The 16690-nt window shown below is 44.8% G+C and carries 15 protein-coding genes; 6 read left to right on the forward strand and 9 right to left on the reverse strand.

What is annotated here, in order from left to right:
- Nucleotides 1-159 precede the first annotated feature (159 nt).
- The 4 genes from D0A34_02115 to D0A34_02130 form a co-directional block, all read right to left on the reverse strand.
- A complete protein-coding gene (locus D0A34_02115) occupies nucleotides 160-834 on the reverse strand; it encodes a nitroreductase family protein (protein ID UNU17818.1) in 675 nt (224 codons plus the stop codon).
- 198 nt (nucleotides 835-1032) lie between these two features.
- Nucleotides 1033-2019, reverse strand: coding sequence for a GntR family transcriptional regulator (locus D0A34_02120; GenBank protein ID UNU17819.1), 987 nt, complete (start codon nucleotides 2017-2019; stop codon nucleotides 1033-1035).
- A gap of 215 nt (nucleotides 2020-2234) precedes the next feature.
- Complete coding sequence (locus D0A34_02125; protein UNU17820.1) at nucleotides 2235-3911, reverse strand: GAF domain-containing protein; 1677 nt, start codon at nucleotides 3909-3911, stop codon at nucleotides 2235-2237.
- A gap of 62 nt (nucleotides 3912-3973) precedes the next feature.
- On the reverse strand, nucleotides 3974-5383 hold the full coding sequence (locus D0A34_02130) for an aminopeptidase P family protein (GenBank protein UNU17821.1): 1410 nt from the start codon (nucleotides 5381-5383) through the stop codon (nucleotides 3974-3976).
- Nucleotides 5384-5779: 396 nt separating this feature from the next.
- Between D0A34_02130 and D0A34_02135 the strand changes: the two genes are divergently transcribed.
- Both D0A34_02135 and D0A34_02140 read left to right on the forward strand, forming a co-directional pair.
- Entirely contained in the window at nucleotides 5780-6223 is a 444-nt protein-coding gene (locus D0A34_02135) for a DUF4332 domain-containing protein (protein UNU17822.1), read from the forward strand.
- A gap of 29 nt (nucleotides 6224-6252) precedes the next feature.
- Nucleotides 6253-6612, forward strand: coding sequence for a Spx/MgsR family RNA polymerase-binding regulatory protein (locus D0A34_02140; GenBank protein ID UNU17823.1), 360 nt, complete (start codon nucleotides 6253-6255; stop codon nucleotides 6610-6612).
- 2 nt (nucleotides 6613-6614) lie between these two features.
- Here D0A34_02140 and D0A34_02145 read toward each other — a convergent pair whose 3' ends face one another.
- From D0A34_02145 to D0A34_02160, 4 genes are all read right to left on the reverse strand, one after another.
- Complete coding sequence (locus tag D0A34_02145; GenBank protein UNU17824.1) at nucleotides 6615-7043, reverse strand: GNAT family N-acetyltransferase; 429 nt, start codon at nucleotides 7041-7043, stop codon at nucleotides 6615-6617.
- Nucleotides 7033-8643 (reverse strand): cyclic peptide export ABC transporter, encoded by a 1611-nt coding sequence (locus D0A34_02150; protein ID UNU17825.1) that lies wholly within the window; start codon nucleotides 8641-8643, stop codon nucleotides 7033-7035. The genes D0A34_02145 and D0A34_02150 overlap by 11 nt, the downstream gene beginning before the upstream one ends.
- Before the next feature lie 136 nt (nucleotides 8644-8779).
- On the reverse strand, nucleotides 8780-9376 hold the full coding sequence (locus D0A34_02155; GenBank protein ID UNU17826.1) for a Uma2 family endonuclease: 597 nt from the start codon (nucleotides 9374-9376) through the stop codon (nucleotides 8780-8782).
- A 153-nt stretch (nucleotides 9377-9529) separates the two neighbouring features.
- Nucleotides 9530-11101 carry an NAD(P)H-quinone oxidoreductase subunit N gene (locus tag D0A34_02160; GenBank protein ID UNU22128.1) on the reverse strand — a complete coding sequence of 524 codons (1572 nt, stop codon included), beginning with the start codon at nucleotides 11099-11101 and terminating at the stop codon, nucleotides 9530-9532.
- 265 nt (nucleotides 11102-11366) lie between these two features.
- Here D0A34_02160 and D0A34_02165 point away from each other — a divergent pair, with 265 nt between their 5' ends.
- The 4 genes from D0A34_02165 to D0A34_02180 are packed head-to-tail and all read left to right on the forward strand — an operon-like array spanning nucleotide 11367 to nucleotide 15246.
- The gene (locus tag D0A34_02165) at nucleotides 11367-11612 is read left to right on the forward strand and encodes a hypothetical protein (GenBank protein UNU17827.1); all 246 of its coding nucleotides are present in this window, start codon (nucleotides 11367-11369) and stop codon (nucleotides 11610-11612) included.
- Between the two features lie 5 nt (nucleotides 11613-11617).
- Nucleotides 11618-12610, forward strand: a complete 993-nt coding sequence (locus tag D0A34_02170) for a nitrate ABC transporter substrate-binding protein (protein ID UNU17828.1) — start codon at nucleotides 11618-11620, stop codon at nucleotides 12608-12610.
- Entirely contained in the window at nucleotides 12607-14706 is a 2100-nt protein-coding gene (locus tag D0A34_02175) for a HAMP domain-containing protein (protein ID UNU17829.1), read from the forward strand. The genes D0A34_02170 and D0A34_02175 overlap by 4 nt, the downstream gene beginning before the upstream one ends.
- 24 nt (nucleotides 14707-14730) lie before the next feature.
- Nucleotides 14731-15246 (forward strand): helix-turn-helix domain-containing protein, encoded by a 516-nt coding sequence (locus D0A34_02180; protein ID UNU17830.1) that lies wholly within the window; start codon nucleotides 14731-14733, stop codon nucleotides 15244-15246.
- A gap of 217 nt (nucleotides 15247-15463) precedes the next feature.
- Here the strand turns inward: D0A34_02180 and D0A34_02185 are convergent, their stop codons facing one another.
- Nucleotides 15464-16477, reverse strand: a complete 1014-nt coding sequence (locus D0A34_02185) for an alpha/beta hydrolase (protein ID UNU17831.1) — start codon at nucleotides 16475-16477, stop codon at nucleotides 15464-15466.
- Between the last annotated feature and the right edge of the window lie 213 nt (nucleotides 16478-16690).

The following is a 16690-nucleotide window of genomic DNA, read 5'->3' on the forward strand; positions in this document are numbered from 1 at the left end:
ATTTTCTCCTCTGTCTGATCTCACCACTTTCGATTTTAGATTTGGAATTTTAGATTTTAGATTGCAGAACTGTCGCGATTTTTGATTGGTTTGAACTTTGGCACCGATTCATTCCAAATCTTAACTCTTAAAATTCAAGTTGCAACAAAATCTTAACTCTCAAATCTCAGCTTGCAAAGCCTGCCCATAACTTTCGCTGTAATAAACTTGAGTCACCTCAAAACGTCCGCCATAGTGTTTGAAAGGTTCTGCTGCATAACCAAGTGGCAGCAAACAGCAAACATCTACTTCTTCGGGAATTTGAAAGGCTTCTTTCACCTTAGCGCTGACAAAACCTTCCATCGGACAACTGTCTACCCCAAAACTTTTAGCTGCAATCATTAAGTGGGCTACTGCGAGCATTGTATGTCTGTTTGTCCAAGCTTCTAGGGAGTCGAAGCAGGGACGGTGCTCGAACAATTGCGGGATTGCTTGTCGCATATAACCGGCTAAAGTGTCATTCATTGCGCCTGTGGCTTTGCCCAATTCGATGACGGCTTCGGTGTTTTCCGGCCCGGCGGCGCGTCGATCGCCACAGCAAATTAATACTGTTGGGGCTTCTACCACTTGGCGCTGATCGAAGGCGCAAGCTTTTAATTTTTCTTTGCTAGCTTGGTCTTGAAGTACGATAAACCGCCAAGGCTGCAAGTTGTAACCAGAGGGTGATCGCATTCCCAACCGCAAAATCTCTGCCAATATTGCTGGGGGAACCGGATCGGGTTTGAAGCTGCGGGCGGCGCGGCGGCTTTCGATCGCGGTTTTAACATTAATTGAAGGTTGGATTTCAATTGGCATGGATAATTGGTAATTGGTAATTGGTAATTGGTAGTTGGGCATTGGGCATTGGGCATTGGGCATGGGGCATTGGGGTTGGGGCATTGGGGATTGGGATTGGTAACTTAAAAAAGTTGAATTGTTTTTCTTCCTTCTTCCTTCTTCCCTCTTCCTTCTTCCTTCTTCCTTCTTCCCTCTTCCTTCTTCCTTCTTCCTTCCTCATCCCAAGCCCAACTCGCGCTTGAGCAAATTAATCGACTTAGAGCCGATGTAATTTTCGCAGCATACCAGTTGCGGGGGACGAATAATATCTTCTCTGGCGGCGTTAATGGCAGCTTTTACTGTAGCAAAACTCGGTTGGTCGCAGAAAATTGTTCTGGCCGATCGCACGATCGAGTTAATCTTGTAGTCGTCTGACAGCAAGGCCGTCATCACCAGCAAATCCTCTCCCCGGATGCTGTGGATGATGACTTCGGTCGATCGCAGCATTCCCGGACTCAGGCTGACGAGACCCAAATAACTGTCTTTCGGCAAACCCCCAACTAGCTGGATTTCCTGGCTGTAGTCGTAGATGTCTACGGGAATCACTCGCACCGAACGCGGTGCCGAAATCGATTCTGCTTCTCCGATAAAATACCGGCTTGTGATCACAGTTCCCGAAGAGATTTGATCCAAAAAAGTACCTAGCTGTTCCATCGGCACTAACTGTATGGGGATGCGGAGAGCTTGTTCGAGTTCTTTCGCCATCAGTTCACCCACGCCGATGTCTTCTGTGGGGGCTGTGACGACTACTCGGGCGCTGCACCTGAGCCGCCAGTCAATTTCGGCCAAAAATAATTCCCTCGCTTGGTTGAGCGTACAGCCCTGTTCCAGCAGTTGATCGATACTTCCTTGCACTATTTTGTTGGCAAGGGGATATTCTTCGAGGATCGGAGATTTGAGTTTGTTGCCTACAACTTCGTTGCCTTGAGCGCGGACGTAAATGCCCGATCCTGCTTGGGCTTCTACGAGTCCGGTATTTTCGAGCTGTCGGTATACTTTGCTGATGGTGTTGCGGTGCAAACCCGTCTGCATGGCTAGCTGTCTGGTGCTGGGCAAGCGGTGCCCGGGCGGAAATTGTCGCGAGGCGATCGCAAACCTGATTTGATTGAATAGTTGGGTGGATGCGGGAATATCGCTATCTGTTTGAATATGAAATTGAACCATTATTAAAGGCTCCGACGACTTCAACTTAGTATTTTTATAACGTTGAGTACCGCGCATAGGATTGCTCGGATATCTCTGTCTATAGCATAATCTTATTTGGCTGCTCTGCTGCAGCCGTTCTGCCACTGGGCGATCGCGCCGAAGAGGGGATTAATCGCCGCCTCGGGAGTTTCCCTCAACAATCAGGTACTTTCAAGTCTTAGTTTTATTTACTCTCAGATTTTGAGATCGCTTGCTATTTTCCGGCCCGTCAGCAAATAAGTCCGCATTTCCCCTTTACCTTTAATCTCGATCTCGCCGCGATCTTCAAATTCATATTTATCCTGCAGCAACTTATAAGTATAGTGGCTGACTTGAATGCGGCCTGTTATGCCGTGAGATTCCATGCGGCTGGCTGTATTTACGGCATTTCCCCACAAATCGTAAATGAATTTTTTAGTCCCGATTACCCCCGCTACCACCGGGCCGCTATTAATCCCGATGCGGAGGTCAAATTTCGCGTCTAGCTTCACATTTAATTCCTGAATTGCTGCTAGCATATCCAGCGCCATTTCGGCGATCGCCTCTGCGTGGTCTGGACGTTCAATGGGAATACCGCCTGCTACCATGTAAGCGTCCCCGATCGTCTTAATTTTTTCTAACCCGTGCTTCTCACTCAGTTCGTCAAAAGCTGAGAAAATTTCATTCAGCAAGTACACTAATTTAGTTGCCGACATGGTGGTAGAAATTTGGGTAAAATTCACCAAGTCAGCAAAAAGAATTGTTGCTTTTTCAAACTTGTCAGCAATCACCCCCGGTTGGTACTTCAACCTGTCGGCGATCGCTTCTGGCAAAATATTTAGCAGTAAACTTTCAGTTGTATTCTGTTCTTTCCTGAGTGCAGCTTCCATCTGCCTGCGCTTGGTTATGTCGTGAAAAAACACAGAAATGCCGTCGTGAGAAGGAAAAGCCCGGACTTCCACCCACACTTTTAAGGGACGATAATATTGTTCAAAAGCCACACCAACTTGTTTGGCTACAGCTCCATGATACTCTTCATAAAAATCCGAATTCACTAATTCGGGAAACTCTTCCCAAAAAATTTTACCATAGAGTTTTTCCGGCGAGCGCTGCAAAAATTGCCCTGCTTTGTAATTGACGTAAGTAAATCGCCACTGGGTGTCTAAAGCAAAAAAAGCATCGCTCATTCCTTCTAAAAAATTGACAATTTGCTCGTCTGTAGAACGGAGTTTTGCTTCTACTTGTTTGTTCCTGATCTGTGCGCGCTTTAATTTAGTCAGATTTATTCGCAACTCCATGTGGTTAATAATTTGCCGTCCTAAAGTCCGCAGCGCTTCTAGCTGTTGTGGGGTGAGATTGCGAGGAACTGTATCTATCGCGCACAAAGTGCCTATAGGGAAACCGTCAGCAGTTACTAGCGGGGCTCCAGCATAAAATCGAATATTTGGATCGGAAGTTACTAACGGATTGCCGGCAAAGCGATCGTCTTCTAGAGCATTCGGTACAACTAGCAATTCCTTGGGATTTAAAATAGCGTGGGCGCAAAAAGCTAACTCTCTCGGAGTTTCTGGCGCTTCCAGACCGACTTTTGACTTAAACCACTGTCTGTTAGAATCTATTAAGCTTACTAAAGCAATAGGAGTGCCGCAAATATAGGATGCTAAAGCTGTTAGGTCATCAAAAGCTGCTTCGGCCTCTGTATCTAGAATGTCGTAGCGGTGAAGTGCTTCTAGCCTCTCTTCTTCGTTGCTGGGCAAAGGCGCAGCCTGCATCGGCGGTGGGGATACAGGTTTGCGAACAATGCGCGCAAGTCTCAGTGCTGCGAATTTTTGGACTTGCGCGGCCAGTTTTTCAACTAGCATCAAAAGACCTATTTGCCAAGCTTTATTCATATTTTTTTATCTTTTCTCACACTTGATCGAACTGAGGGCGATCGATCTAATTCGATCGATACTTACGTATTTACCGCAACTAACTCCTCAATCTCCAGAGCTTTTGTTGGTAATTTTCCTGTCAATACTTCTCTACCCTGTTCGGTGACAAGTATATCATCTTCAATCCGGATTCCCCGCACGTCTGCGAATTTTTCCAACTCGTCCCACTTAACAAAATCTTTATATTTAGCGCGATTTTCAGAGTTATTCAAAATTGCCGGAACTTGATAAAATCCCGGTTCGATCGATACCAGCATTCCCGGACGCAAAACTCGATTCAACCGCAAAAATCTCAACCCAAACCGACTGCTTCTTGTTCTTCCTTCTTCATAGCCAGCCAAATCTCCTAAATCTTCCATATCGTGAACATCCAAACCAATTAGATGTCCGATACCGTGTACAAAAAATAGCGCGTGAGCATCCATTTCTACCAAATCTTCAACCGAGCCGCGCAAAATGCCCAAATCAACCAACCCTTCCGCCATAATCCGAGCAGCTAAAAGATGAATCTCTTGATATTCCACCCCCGGACTAATTCTCTCAATACAAGCATCGTGCGCTGCCAAAACTACATCATAAATCGCTCTTTGAGTCGCAGAAAACTTGCCACAAACCGGCCAAGTGCGAGTCACATCCGCCGCCCATCCCGTTGATGTTTCTGCACCGACATCTGCTAACAGCAAATCTCCTGTTTGTAGGGAATTGTGATAATGTTCGCTGTGCAGCACTTCTCCATGCACCGTCACGATACTAGGATAGGCATAGGTCATATTTTTGGAGATGATGACACTTTCCATTGCAGCGCGCACCCCTGCTTCAATTTGAGCATTTCGAGTTGCCGCCATCCCCGCTTTGTGAGCTTCTACAGTAACAGCCGCAGCTTGACGCAATTCGGCCAAACTGCCTGCATCGTGGCTGAGGCGCAGAGATACGATCGCCTGAGTTAATTCTAGGTCGATTCCGGTTGGCGAGTTGGGCGGTGCAAGAGGGCGATCGAGAATTTGAGACTGTTGCAACTGAGTCCAAGAATCCTGAACGGCGATTGTTGCTGCATTTGTCGTTAGCGGAGCCCTCGAAGAGGATCGGGCTTTCAATTCGGCCATTGGGAAAGCAGCATCAGCCCCAATTAATTCGGCAATTTCTGCTCTTTTGGGCATTTCTCCGTGCCAAAGAGTGCTGCTAGCAGGTGCCTCATCTAAGAACAATTCTAATTTGCCAGATTCTAAGCGAATGGCAGCATTTTCTAACGGCAAACCAGCAAAATATAGAAAGTGACTGCTGGCACGAAAGGGATAAGTAAGTGCTGGATAATTGCGAGGAATGCTGCGGCCAGACCAAAGAATTACGGGAAAATTAATTAAACTGGCCAGTTTTTGCCGCCGTTGCTGTAAAGTATTAGTTAACAAATCATAACCTTCTGTAATTTTCATGGGTAAAAACCGATAAGTTTGAGTTTGGTTTGCAGTCAGCGGGAAGTTTTTGCCTTCTCGGCATTAAATCACTAAAATTCAGACTGCCAAGTTGGCAGGTCTTTTTGAGAAAAGTCTCATCTTTATCTGATTTTTTGCTAGCATTTTTATGCGGTGTTTTTTATAGTCTTTGTCGTCATCGCCGGAATGATTGGGTTAAGCAGTAAGCCTGCTCCACAGGCCGGAAAAACAGGCGGAAAGTGCTACTCCGCAGGCAATTAGCAGAAATGTCACAACACCCGCAATTAGTCAAATTCCTTGGTCGGGTTTTTGTTGGTTGGGTGACGCGAGCGATCGCCTCTATTGACTGTTTGATATTTGAGACTTTAAAGTATAAGTAAAATTAACTGAAAAAACATGAAAATTTCTCACAAAACTCCTCAAACTTCTGTGCAACTACGCGACTGGCCGATCGCACATTTACCGGGATTGAGCAAGGAAAACCAATCTCAACTGGAAGAGTGCAACATCACCACAACCGAACAACTAATTCGCATGACCAAAACACCGGCTGCGAAAGCGTTACTAGCGCATCAATTACAGATTAACATTCAATATGTTAATAAATGGGTAGCGATGGCAAATTTGGCTCGAATTCCGAGTGTAGGCTGTCAGTATTGCGGGCTGTTACTTCACGCCGGCGTTGCTTCTCCGGCTCAATTGGCTCAAATGCCCGTGGAGAGATTGCACCAACAAGTTTTAAGGCTGCACGTAGCGACAATGCAGCGCAATGACTTGACTCCTTCAGTCGATCGCGTGCAAAAATGGGTTCAACAAGCTAGATTAGTCAGTAGTCATTAGTCATTAGTCATTAGTTAGCAGTCATTATTATGTCAATTCAAGTTTACGGAATCCCGAACTGCGGAACCTGCAAAAAAGCTTTCCAGTGGCTCCAAGATAGCGATGTTAATTACGAGTTTATTAACACAAAAGAACAGCCGCCGACTCGCGCCACAATCCAAAGCTGGGTAGCTGCTTTGGGTTTTCAACCCATGCGAAATACTTCCGGTCAATCTTACCGCGCTTTGGGCGACGACAAGAATAATTGGACAAGCGAACAGTGGGTGGAGGCTTTTGCTAAGGATGCGATGCTGCTGAAACGTCCTCTTTTCGTTAAAGAGGGAACGGCTGTTTTAGTAGGTTTCAAAGAAGATGTAATTCGAGAAAAATTGGGGCTTTCAAGGGGCTGAGTTCAGCCTGTTGTTCGCCGCAAAAACTTAAGTTCGCCCACATCATCCGAGAAACCCCAACGCTCGTAAAACGGCATCATGTTCGGCAAACAATTAAGATAAAAATGCTCGACAGCTTGCAGTTCGGGATGAGTTAAAACTGCATCCATCAACTTCGCACCCAGTCCCATCTTTCTGTGTGTCGGCTTGATAATCACATCAAAAATCATGGCTCTGTATACGAAATCGGTGATGACGCGGGTAATGCCAATTAGCCGATCGCTCTCATCGACAAAACCAATGATAACATCAGTCGCCGCTAGCATTTTCACAACGTCCTCGCGCGTCCGCTTGTCGCTCCAAAACTCGTTTTTGTACAAATCCATCAAGTCGGAAACCTGGCTTTCGGTCAAAGTTTCGACAATTCGGTAGTTATCAGTTTTATCGGTCATACTCTACTTTACCGTAATCTAGTTTAATTGCGCGATCGGCTAAATCAAAATAGCGGTCATCGTGACTAATCACAAAAACCGTTTTCCCCCGGCGCTTCAACTCCGGTAACAACTGCTTGTAAAAAATATCCCGGAAAAACGGGTCTTGATCCGAAGCCCATTCATCAAACAAATAAATCGGTCTATCTTCCAAATACGCCGTCAGCAAAGCCAGCCGCTTTCGCTGTCCCTGAGACAAAGCCGTAGTTGACAAAACTCCATCTTTCACCTCAACTTTATTGTCCAAATGAAACTCTCGCAAATATTCAGCCGCCTGCTTGTCCAAATCGTGATTAGTCATCCCCAACAGCCTTTCAAACAGATAGAAATCCGAAAAAATCGCAGAAAAATGCTGCCTGTACCACTCTCGATTTTCCTCAGTAATTGGCTGGCCATCGAGGAGAATTTTTCCCGATTCAGGAATATACAAACCAGTGATTAACTTAGCTAAAGTAGACTTCCCGCTGCCATTCCCGCCAATTATAAACACCAATTGACCGGGATGAAACTTCAAATTCAGCTCGCCCAAACTAAAATTACTGTCTTCTTTTTCTCCGGGATAGCTGTGAACTACTCGATTTAACTCCAGCGTCGCCCACTCAGCAGTTTGAATCGGTTTAACCGTTAAACTTGTCTCAGCTTGACTCGCCAAAGCCAATCCCATTCTCTCTATCTTTTCCACCGAAGTATTAGCACGAAAAATCGCCGGCAACCTTTGCAAAATATTCTGAAACGGAGACATCAAATAGGTACTTGTCAGAATATAAGCTGACAAAACAGGTGTAGAAACTGGCACAAATTTCGGCAAAGCAAACAGCAGCAAACCCATCAGCATAAAAAATAGCAACTGACCCACTCCAATCGCAACTGCACCAGTATTCAAAGCAGTCACGTTATAATCGCGGGAAGCATCAGCACTCACCTGCAATTGTTCCGTAAAAAACTCTTGGCGGCGCAAGGAATGCAGTTTAAGTTCCTTAATTCCATCAGTAATACTACGAAAATGCTTAAATAATATATCTTGTTCTTCTCTGGCTAAATCGAAGAATTTTCGCATTTTGCTAAGCAACAACTGCACCGTCCCAATCATCAGCACCAAAAAACAAAAGACAACAACAAAAACCGTACCTGAAATCGTGCTTAAATAAGTTAAGCAGCCCACGACAACGGCGATATCAACACAAAGAAAAGGAATCAAAAATATAGTATTAGAAAGGGTTCCCACATCATCTGTGAGAGTTGCCAGCAAGCGGTTAGCGCCCAACTCTTCCAAATTTCGCAAAGGAGTAGACAAAATCCCACGGCTCAAACTCAGCCGGAGATTGTAAACAGCTTCTTGAGAAAGGTAGATTAACAAAAATTGGGATACAAAACCACTCAAAAGAGCCAAGATTGCTAATCCCGCAAAATACCAGACTAAATTACCATTTGAATTGTCGCTGATTGCACGGTTAATTAGGGAAATTAACATAGCGCTGCAACCGCCGCTGATTAAGCCTGTGAGTATGGCGATGGAAACATTTAACCAAGAAGCCTTTAACAGTAACCAAATTACATTCATCTAATTTTACTCTGAATTTAACTTGTGAAACTCGGGAATAAACCAAGTAAATACCTTAATTCTTGGTTACAATCTCGATCGCCAATGAATTTTATTCAGCAGTCGGGGATTTGCAGAAACCAACCAATTAATTTGATTATTGTACTTCTGTTTCAGAGGTTTCAAATACCACTTTTGCATAAATCTCGCTCATCGACATTTGCACTCCCAAGGAAGCAAAAGAAACGGTTGCTGTCTCTCCCTCATATTCCCGAAATAACCATTCATTCGATTCTGTTTTAATATATTGTGCGACTAAAAACTCAGATTGATTGACTAACACATATTCACAGAATTCAGGGATAGATCGATAAAACCGAAACTTATCCTCTCGATCAAAATCTTTGGTAGACTTAGAAAGCACTTCCAGGATGAGCATGGGATTGAGGATCTCATCACTGCGTCCCTCGGTAAAAACTGGCTCCCCTTCAATAACCATCACATCCGGGTAAGTTCCCCGTCGGTACCGAGGAATCCACAAGCGCAAATCGTTGTGAAAAAGCTCATAGGGCTGCTCCTCAAGCAAATTTCCCAAGACTCTACTCAAATTTCGGATAATCCGGCTGTGATTAATACTACCACCACTCATTTGTACAATTTTTCCATCGCGGTATTCATTTCTAAACTCAGCAGTTTCCTCTAACTCCCGGTACTCATCTGGAGTATAAAACTTTTCCTTAATTTGTACTAACATTGTTGCCTCTGTACTAACTTTAATCTGCCTACATCTGCGTTAATCTGCCTACATCTGCGGTTAAAAATCATAATTAACAGTATATCACAACAAAAAAGAAACGCCCAACTTCAAAGAGTCAGGCGTTTTCCACTATTTCAAAACCAGGAAAAATTAATCCCGGCGAGACACCAAATTCGATTCAATTTTCGCAGCCACAACAGGTTGCACCTGACTCAATGCCGACTGCAACATGGGAGTTTTGGTAATAGCATCATTAGCCAAGTTAAACAAAGGGTTCGATAAAATTCCCGCCAATGTTGTCGCCACCAAGGTGAGTACAACGCTGACTTGTAAAGGCCGCAGTCCCTGAAGGTTCCAGCGAATTTCGGGATAATTTTTTACCGCATCTGACATTTCTTGAGGTTCCTTCACTACCATCATTTTGACGACGCGGATGTAGTAGTAAATCGAAACTACGCTGGTAATTAATCCCAGAATAACTAAGCCGTAAAGTCCTGCTTGCCAGCCGGCCCAGAACAGATAGATTTTGCCGAAAAATCCAGCCAGGGGCGGAATTCCACCGAGAGAAAGCAGGCAAATACTTAAGGCTAAAGTTAACAGCGGGTCTTTTTGGTACAAACCCGAGTATTCGCTAATTTGGTCGGTTCCAGTCCGCAGCGAGAACAGGATGATGCAGGCGAAAGCACCCAAGTTCATAAACAGGTAAACCAACAGATAAAATATCATGCTGGAGTAACCGGCTTCTGTTCCTGCAATCAAACCCAGCATCACAAAACCGGCTTGGGCGATCGACGAATAAGCCAAAAGCCGCTTCATGCTAGTCTGGGCGAGGGCAACCACATTTCCCAACACCATGCTGAGAATGGCTAAGGCCGTGAATACGAAGTGCCACTGTTCGGTAAGTGCGGGGAAAGCACTTGTTAACAAGCGGATTGCTAGGGCAAAACCGGCTGCTTTGGAACCGACAGAAAGGAAGGCAACAACGGGTGTAGGAGAACCTTCGTAAACGTCAGGAGTCCATTGGTGGAAGGGAACCGCAGAGATTTTGAAGGCGATGCCGGCGATCGCAAAAACCAAAGCAATCACCAAACCGAGAGATTGACCTTCATTCACAGTAGAAAGGTTAGCCGCGATCGTACTCAGCTTAGTTTCGCCACCAGACAACCCGTACAACAGCGAAAGCCCGTAGAGAAACACCGCCGAAGAAGACGACCCAATTAACAAATATTTCAAAGCAGCTTCATTGGAACGCGGGTCGCGTTTTGTGTAACCCGTCAGCAAATAAGACGAGATACTCAGAGTTTCCAACGAAATAAAAATCATCACCAATTCATCAGCGCCGCTGAGGAACATTCCCCCCAAAGTAGCGGTCAGCAAAATGCCGATAAATTCCGCTAAAGCAGTACCCGTTTGCAGTACATAGCGGACGGATATCAAAATAGTGACAGCCGTACTCAAAGCGATAATTCCGCGAAACACTAAACTCAAGGCATCGCTGTTAAAACCGCCCAGAAACGAGATGGTATCCGTGTTATCCCACTGCAAACACAAGGCAGCGACGGCGGCCAACAAACCCGCAACGGCAACGTAGGGAGTCCAAGCCGAGGAACTGCGGCCTACGATTAAATCGCCGACGAGAACCACCAAGAGGGTGATGATGACAATTCCCTCTGGCAAGATAGTTCCAGCATTTAGCTGGGCAGCAAGAGTAGCAAAATCCATATTTTCAGGCAGGTTGGGTAGTACAAGCCGCAAAGGCTGTAATGGGCTGTGAACTTGTAAAAATTCTTTACCAAACACAGATTGTAGCGGATTACAGCTTCGCGATCCCAGTTGGGCGGGTGTTTGTTGCCGGAGAGTTGATACTCGGTACCGGTTTTGCATACATCAGGGGGCATTGTAGAGATTGCCCCCTGATGTCACCTGCCACGAGAGTCGCGATCGACCATAACTGCCACAATGTAGAAAGTTAAACCAGTAATTCGGCATGACTGACTCGCTAAGTGCCTACAAACGGCAGATTCTCAATGATTTCAACAACCGCCCCGACTACGAGAATAAATTTCACAAACAAGCTGCAACTCGGTTAGTTGAATTGGCAAAAGTGCGATCGGGCCAGCAAGTTCTAGATATTGCCACCGGAACAGGTTTAGCGGCGATTGCGGACGATGCACTTAGGTCGATCGCACTCAAGAAAATATCAGTCGCCTTTTCTACACCAGGAATGCTTTAGATAGTATGTCTAAACTACTCAATTACCTCTGTATCTTTATTATTACCGGCTGCCTGCTGTTTGCTTGTCATTCTCGGGAATCTCTAAAAATAAAACGTCCTCCCCTAAAAGTATCTTGTGTCTCTTTTGTTGGCTATACACCTCTGATCATTGCTCAAGAGAAAGAATTCTTCAAAGGGCAAGGGGTAGACGTGGATCTCAGCTATGTAGACTACTCACAATTCCAAGACGCGGATTTCAGTGCAGGGAAGTATGATGGGATCGGATTGACCTTGGGCGATTTGGTGATATTGAGTGCCACAAATCCTGATATGCAAGCTGTGATGGTTTTGGATGAATCGACAGGTGCAGATGTGGTAGTCGCGCAATCAGAGATTAAAACAATCCCTAAGTTGAAAGGAAAAAAGCTTGGTGCAAATCTAGGCAGCTTTAGCGAGGTTTTCGTTACTGAGATGTTGAAAGCCTCTAAACTGACGAGCGATGATGTTAGCCTGGTTAAAGTCGAGCCTTTAGAAGTTCCCAATCGCTTACAAAACAATGCTATCCAAGCAGGACACACTTGGGAACCGCATCTTTCTGAAGCATTAAAATTAGGGGCGCATATCCTGTTTACAAGCAAACAAACCCCAGGCTTAATTTTAGATTTGGTAGCGTTTCGGGGTGAGGTGATACGCGATCGCCCCGAAGATATTCGCGCCTTTGTGCGAGGCTGGCTTCAAGGCTTGTCATATTGGCAAGCAAATATTCCCGAAGGAAACGAGATCGTGAGCAAAGCGTTGAATCTTCCGATCAACACAATCTCTTTCGAGGGAATAGACCTCACTGACTTTGCCGAAAATCAAAAGTTCTTTCAATCAGACAGTCCTAATTATATCTACAAAACCGCCAACAAATATGCGGACTTTTTTATTCGCGCTGGCAATGTTACGCGCCTTCCCAATCTAGAAACCTTGTTCAATTCTTCTTTCTTAACCCCCCCTCCTAGTCTGAAACCATGAAGCGATCGTCGTTTTTCAACAGCATTCGTACAAAGTTAATCGTGTCGTTTCTCCTCGTTGCTCTAATTCCGTTGCTGTTGTTAGCATTTATCAACAAGCAGACAACTCAAAAGGCATTGACCGACAACGCACGACAAGCCCTATCTGCGGCGGCTAACGAAACCGCTAACAGAATAGATGGGTTTATCGATGGGAATCTCGATGCCGTGCGCGTAGAAGCGATTTTACCAGGTTTGGCTGCCTATCTGGGCCTACCTCCAGAACGGCGAAATGGTAGTCCCCAAGAGATGTTAGCGACTGAAACCTTAACCCGGCTCAGTCGCAAAGATATGCTTAATATTATCTCCTATGCCTTGCTCAACTTAGAGGGACGGAATGTACTCGATACACATACACCGGATGTTGGACGAGATGAATCCGGTCAAGATTACTTCCAAGAACCGCTCAAAACTCAACTATCTTTTGTTTCTAGTATTAGACAATCGGCGACAATTCCCAACCTCGTTACGCTCTTCTTTAGCAGTCCTGTTCGCGATGCGAAGGGAAATATATTGGGTGTATTGCGGGTGACATACAATGCCACATCTGTCCAGCAGTTGGTGACTCGGGAAACTGAACACGCGGGTGCGAAATCCTTAGCAGTTCTTTTAGATGAACACTATATCTATCTGGCACATAGCACTACACCTGAACTCCTTTTCAAATCGATTGTGCCTTTGTCACCCAATGTTGTAGCGAAACTGCAACGCGAAGGGCGTTTGCCTAAGAGTCTAACGAAAGAACTTGCAATCAATTTGCCCGACCTCAAGCAAGCATTAGACACTAAGCAGCCTTATCTAACCACACGATTGGCAGCTACGGGTAATAATGAGTTGAGCCTGTTAGCGATCGCCCGCCTGAAATATAAACCTTGGTCAGTTCTTTTCGCACAGCCCATTGCCGTTGCCCTAGCACCTGTAGAAAAACAAATACGTGATGCACTTCTTTTATTAGCAATCATCGCCACAATTGTAACTATCATCGCTTTGGCGATCGCACAACTATTAACCAAGCCTGTGATTTACCTCACCGAAGCCGTTGCCCAGTTTACGGCGGGTAACTTAGATATGCGTGTGAAGATGCGATCGCGAGACGAAATTGGTCTGCTGGCACGATCTTTCAACAGCATGGCGAGGCAAATCCAAGAATCCTTTGAAACCCTCGAAGACAAAGTTAAAGAACGAACAGCAGAACTCGCTAATGCTAATCAGGAAATCATTGGCCTCAACGAAAAACTTAAAGTAGACAACCTCCGCTTAGGTGCAGAAGTGAATGTGGCGCGTCAGATCCAGCAAATGATTTTGCCTAACCCTGAGGAACTGGAAATTGACGGACTAGATATCGCCGGATACATGGAACCCGCTGATGAAGTAGGAGGTGACTACTACGACGTGCTACAGATCGATGGTGTTGTCACACTGGCGATCGGTGATGTCACCGGACATGGCCTGGAAAGCGGCATTCTGATGCTGATGGCGCAAACCTCAGTTCGCACCCTGCAAGAGATTCGTGAACTAGACCCCGTTCGATTCCTGGATGTACTCAACCGTACCCTCTACAAAAACGTACAGCGCATGAATTCTGAGAAAAGTCTGACGCTGGCGATTTTGAGCTACTCCGAAGGACTCATTAGTATTAGCGGTCAGCATGAAGAAACGCTAGTTGTGCGAAAAAATGGAGATGTTGAGCGCATCGATACGATGGAGTTAGGCTTCCCGATCGCTTTAGATGATGATATCGCAGACTTCATCAGTCACATCCTGATTAAGCTAGAACCTGGAGATGGCGTGGTGCTTTATACTGATGGGATTCCAGAAGCCTATAACATCGGCAAAAAGCAGTATGGACTAAAGCAATTGTGTCAAGTAATTAGTCAAAATTGGCACAAGTCTGCAGCAGGAGTTAAGGATGCGGTGATTCTAGATGTGCGGCAACATATCGGTAAGCAGAAAGTCTTTGATGATATTACGTTGCTAGTCTTTAAGCTGCAGGCTGACGTTACTGAAAAGGGAAATTTAGTTAATAAAATTATTTCGCCAGGAGAAATGCTACAATGAAGAACAAAGTTTGAGTAATACTTTATGAAAGTAAACTACCAAGAAAGAATTGATTTAACAGCAGACGAGTTAAAAATAATTCTGTCTGAGCAGCGAACTCAACCTAATAAACAAAAAATTCAGGCACTTTATTGGTTAAAAACTGGAGCGAGTCAAAGCCTTACAGATGTAGCTGAACGTTTAGGTGTACATAGAATTACTGTACATAGATGGTTAAAACAATATATTGCTGGCGGTCTGTCAGAACTGTTAGAAATACGGCAAGCAACGGGTAGACCCCGAGTAATTCCTTCAGCGGTAATAGCCGGAATATCAGAAAAATTAAGTGAAGAGTCCTGTGATTTTAAGACTTATAAAGAAATTGGTCAATGGGTAGAAGAGAACTATCAAGTCTCAGTCAAATATCAAACATTACACAAGCAAGTACACTATCGCATGAAAGCCAACTTAAAGGAACCAAAGCCTGTGAGTAACGAAAAAGCTCAGGAGGTAGGGAGCGAGTTTAAAAAAAATTCAAAAACCTTGCTCAAAAACGATTAAAAGGAACAATGTTACAGCTTTTACACTAAAATTTATATGTAAAGTAAAAGGGAATTTCAAAGCTTATTATTTAGAGAGCTATAGCAATCCTAAATCATTTGTGAATTTCTTACTCGCTCCCCTTGATAAGGGGAAAGTTGGGGTGGTCTAAAAAATTTACGACTGATTTAGGAGTGCTATATTAGCCTTAATCTATCTTACGTTTTTTGAGGTGGAGCTACTTAGAAGATGGTTTAGGAACTGCAACGGTGGTAACACGGACATTCGGATCAAGGGCCTCACCTTGAGAGTAAATATAATCAAATGCAGCTCGATCTTTAAGCATATTTGCCCGCAAAAATAGGGCGCTCCAACGGGCGATCGTTTCAATACCCACGGCTCGCTCTAAGGTAGCAGTATTGCGATCGGGGTTCGCACCAGCGGGGTTATTAACATTGGTAATGCCGAAGTGATTTGCACCCATAACAGTAATCAAAGCTTTGGGTGGTGTTTGAATTTGATCAAAGGTGCTTTGATCTCGCTCTGGAAGGGCGACACCATCGATATCGCCTTGAATCAACGCCACTGCAATGCCATCATTAGCGATGGGTACAAATTCATTAGCAATGGGATTCCGCAAGTTAGCTCCAAAAAATGCGCCCGCTAATAGTTCTTTCGGGCGCGTAAATGGCTCTTGACACAAATACAATTCTGGGAGACATTTGTTAGCAATCACGGATAACCCCACCGCGCCCCCAAAAGAATGACCCAATAAACCAAGGCGCTGCGTATCGATAACAGATGCAATCGGAGATGTGGGGTTTGTGTTTTCGATCGCCATTTGAGACAAAACCGCCGCAATTTGCGAAGTTTCCGACGCCAAATTAGGGGGTGAAGTGGGATTGAAGGGCGAAGGGCGCAAATGGTTCGGAACGACTACCACAAAGCCGTACCGCGCCACCTGGCTAGCGTAATCTGAATAAAATGATTTATCTACAAGCGCACCTTGCAATAAAAGTACAATGGGGAAAGAGTAATTACCGGAATTAAGATCGGATGGTTTAGGATAATAAATGTCAGCTAAATCGTTATTAGCAGATATCGTCGTACTGTAAAAGCTGGTTTCTTTAAAGGGCGGTGCATAATCAATTGTTGTGGCAAATACTTTGCCACCAAGGACAACAAACGCCGCAATTGCACAAACAATTGCTAGGGTTTTTGCCGAAAAAAAATGAGGGTCAAAATTCATAATTATTTTGGGTTTGAGAGTGCGTGCATAAGGTACTGAGAAAAAGCCAGTCGGCGACGGTTGGTAATTTAAGGAACGTTGCCGGAAAAGGTTGCGGACTCTGTGACTAAGAGTATCAACTTGTTGTTAATAGAAGTTTGTGTAAAAATTGCCAATAAACTGACTGATAAATAAACGCGGTTCCTGATTTTACACCCTTTTTAACTACTTTTATTT

Source organism: Microcoleus vaginatus PCC 9802 (assembly GCA_022701275.1).
Lineage (GTDB): Bacteria > Cyanobacteriota > Cyanobacteriia > Cyanobacteriales > Microcoleaceae > Microcoleus > Microcoleus vaginatus_A.

Excerpts from the sequence above, each read along its gene's own strand:
- D0A34_02115 (UNU17818.1), bottom strand. The coding sequence starts at position 834 with ATGCCAATTGAAATCCAACCTTCAATTAATGTTAAAACCGCGATCGAA.
- D0A34_02120 (UNU17819.1), bottom strand. The coding sequence starts at position 2,019 with ATGGTTCAATTTCATATTCAAACAGATAGCGATATTCCCGCATCCACC.
- D0A34_02125 (UNU17820.1), bottom strand. The coding sequence starts at position 3,911 with ATGAATAAAGCTTGGCAAATAGGTCTTTTGATGCTAGTTGAAAAACTG.
- D0A34_02130 (UNU17821.1), bottom strand. The coding sequence starts at position 5,383 with ATGAAAATTACAGAAGGTTATGATTTGTTAACTAATACTTTACAGCAA.
- D0A34_02135 (UNU17822.1), top strand. The coding sequence starts at position 5,780 with ATGAAAATTTCTCACAAAACTCCTCAAACTTCTGTGCAACTACGCGAC.
- D0A34_02140 (UNU17823.1), top strand. The coding sequence starts at position 6,253 with ATGTCAATTCAAGTTTACGGAATCCCGAACTGCGGAACCTGCAAAAAA.
- D0A34_02145 (UNU17824.1), bottom strand. The coding sequence starts at position 7,043 with ATGACCGATAAAACTGATAACTACCGAATTGTCGAAACTTTGACCGAA.
- D0A34_02150 (UNU17825.1), bottom strand. The coding sequence starts at position 8,643 with ATGAATGTAATTTGGTTACTGTTAAAGGCTTCTTGGTTAAATGTTTCC.
- D0A34_02155 (UNU17826.1), bottom strand. The coding sequence starts at position 9,376 with ATGTTAGTACAAATTAAGGAAAAGTTTTATACTCCAGATGAGTACCGG.
- D0A34_02160 (UNU22128.1), bottom strand. The coding sequence starts at position 11,101 with ATGGATTTTGCTACTCTTGCTGCCCAGCTAAATGCTGGAACTATCTTG.
- D0A34_02165 (UNU17827.1), top strand. The coding sequence starts at position 11,367 with ATGACTGACTCGCTAAGTGCCTACAAACGGCAGATTCTCAATGATTTC.
- D0A34_02170 (UNU17828.1), top strand. The coding sequence starts at position 11,618 with ATGTCTAAACTACTCAATTACCTCTGTATCTTTATTATTACCGGCTGC.
- D0A34_02175 (UNU17829.1), top strand. The coding sequence starts at position 12,607 with ATGAAGCGATCGTCGTTTTTCAACAGCATTCGTACAAAGTTAATCGTG.
- D0A34_02180 (UNU17830.1), top strand. The coding sequence starts at position 14,731 with ATGAAAGTAAACTACCAAGAAAGAATTGATTTAACAGCAGACGAGTTA.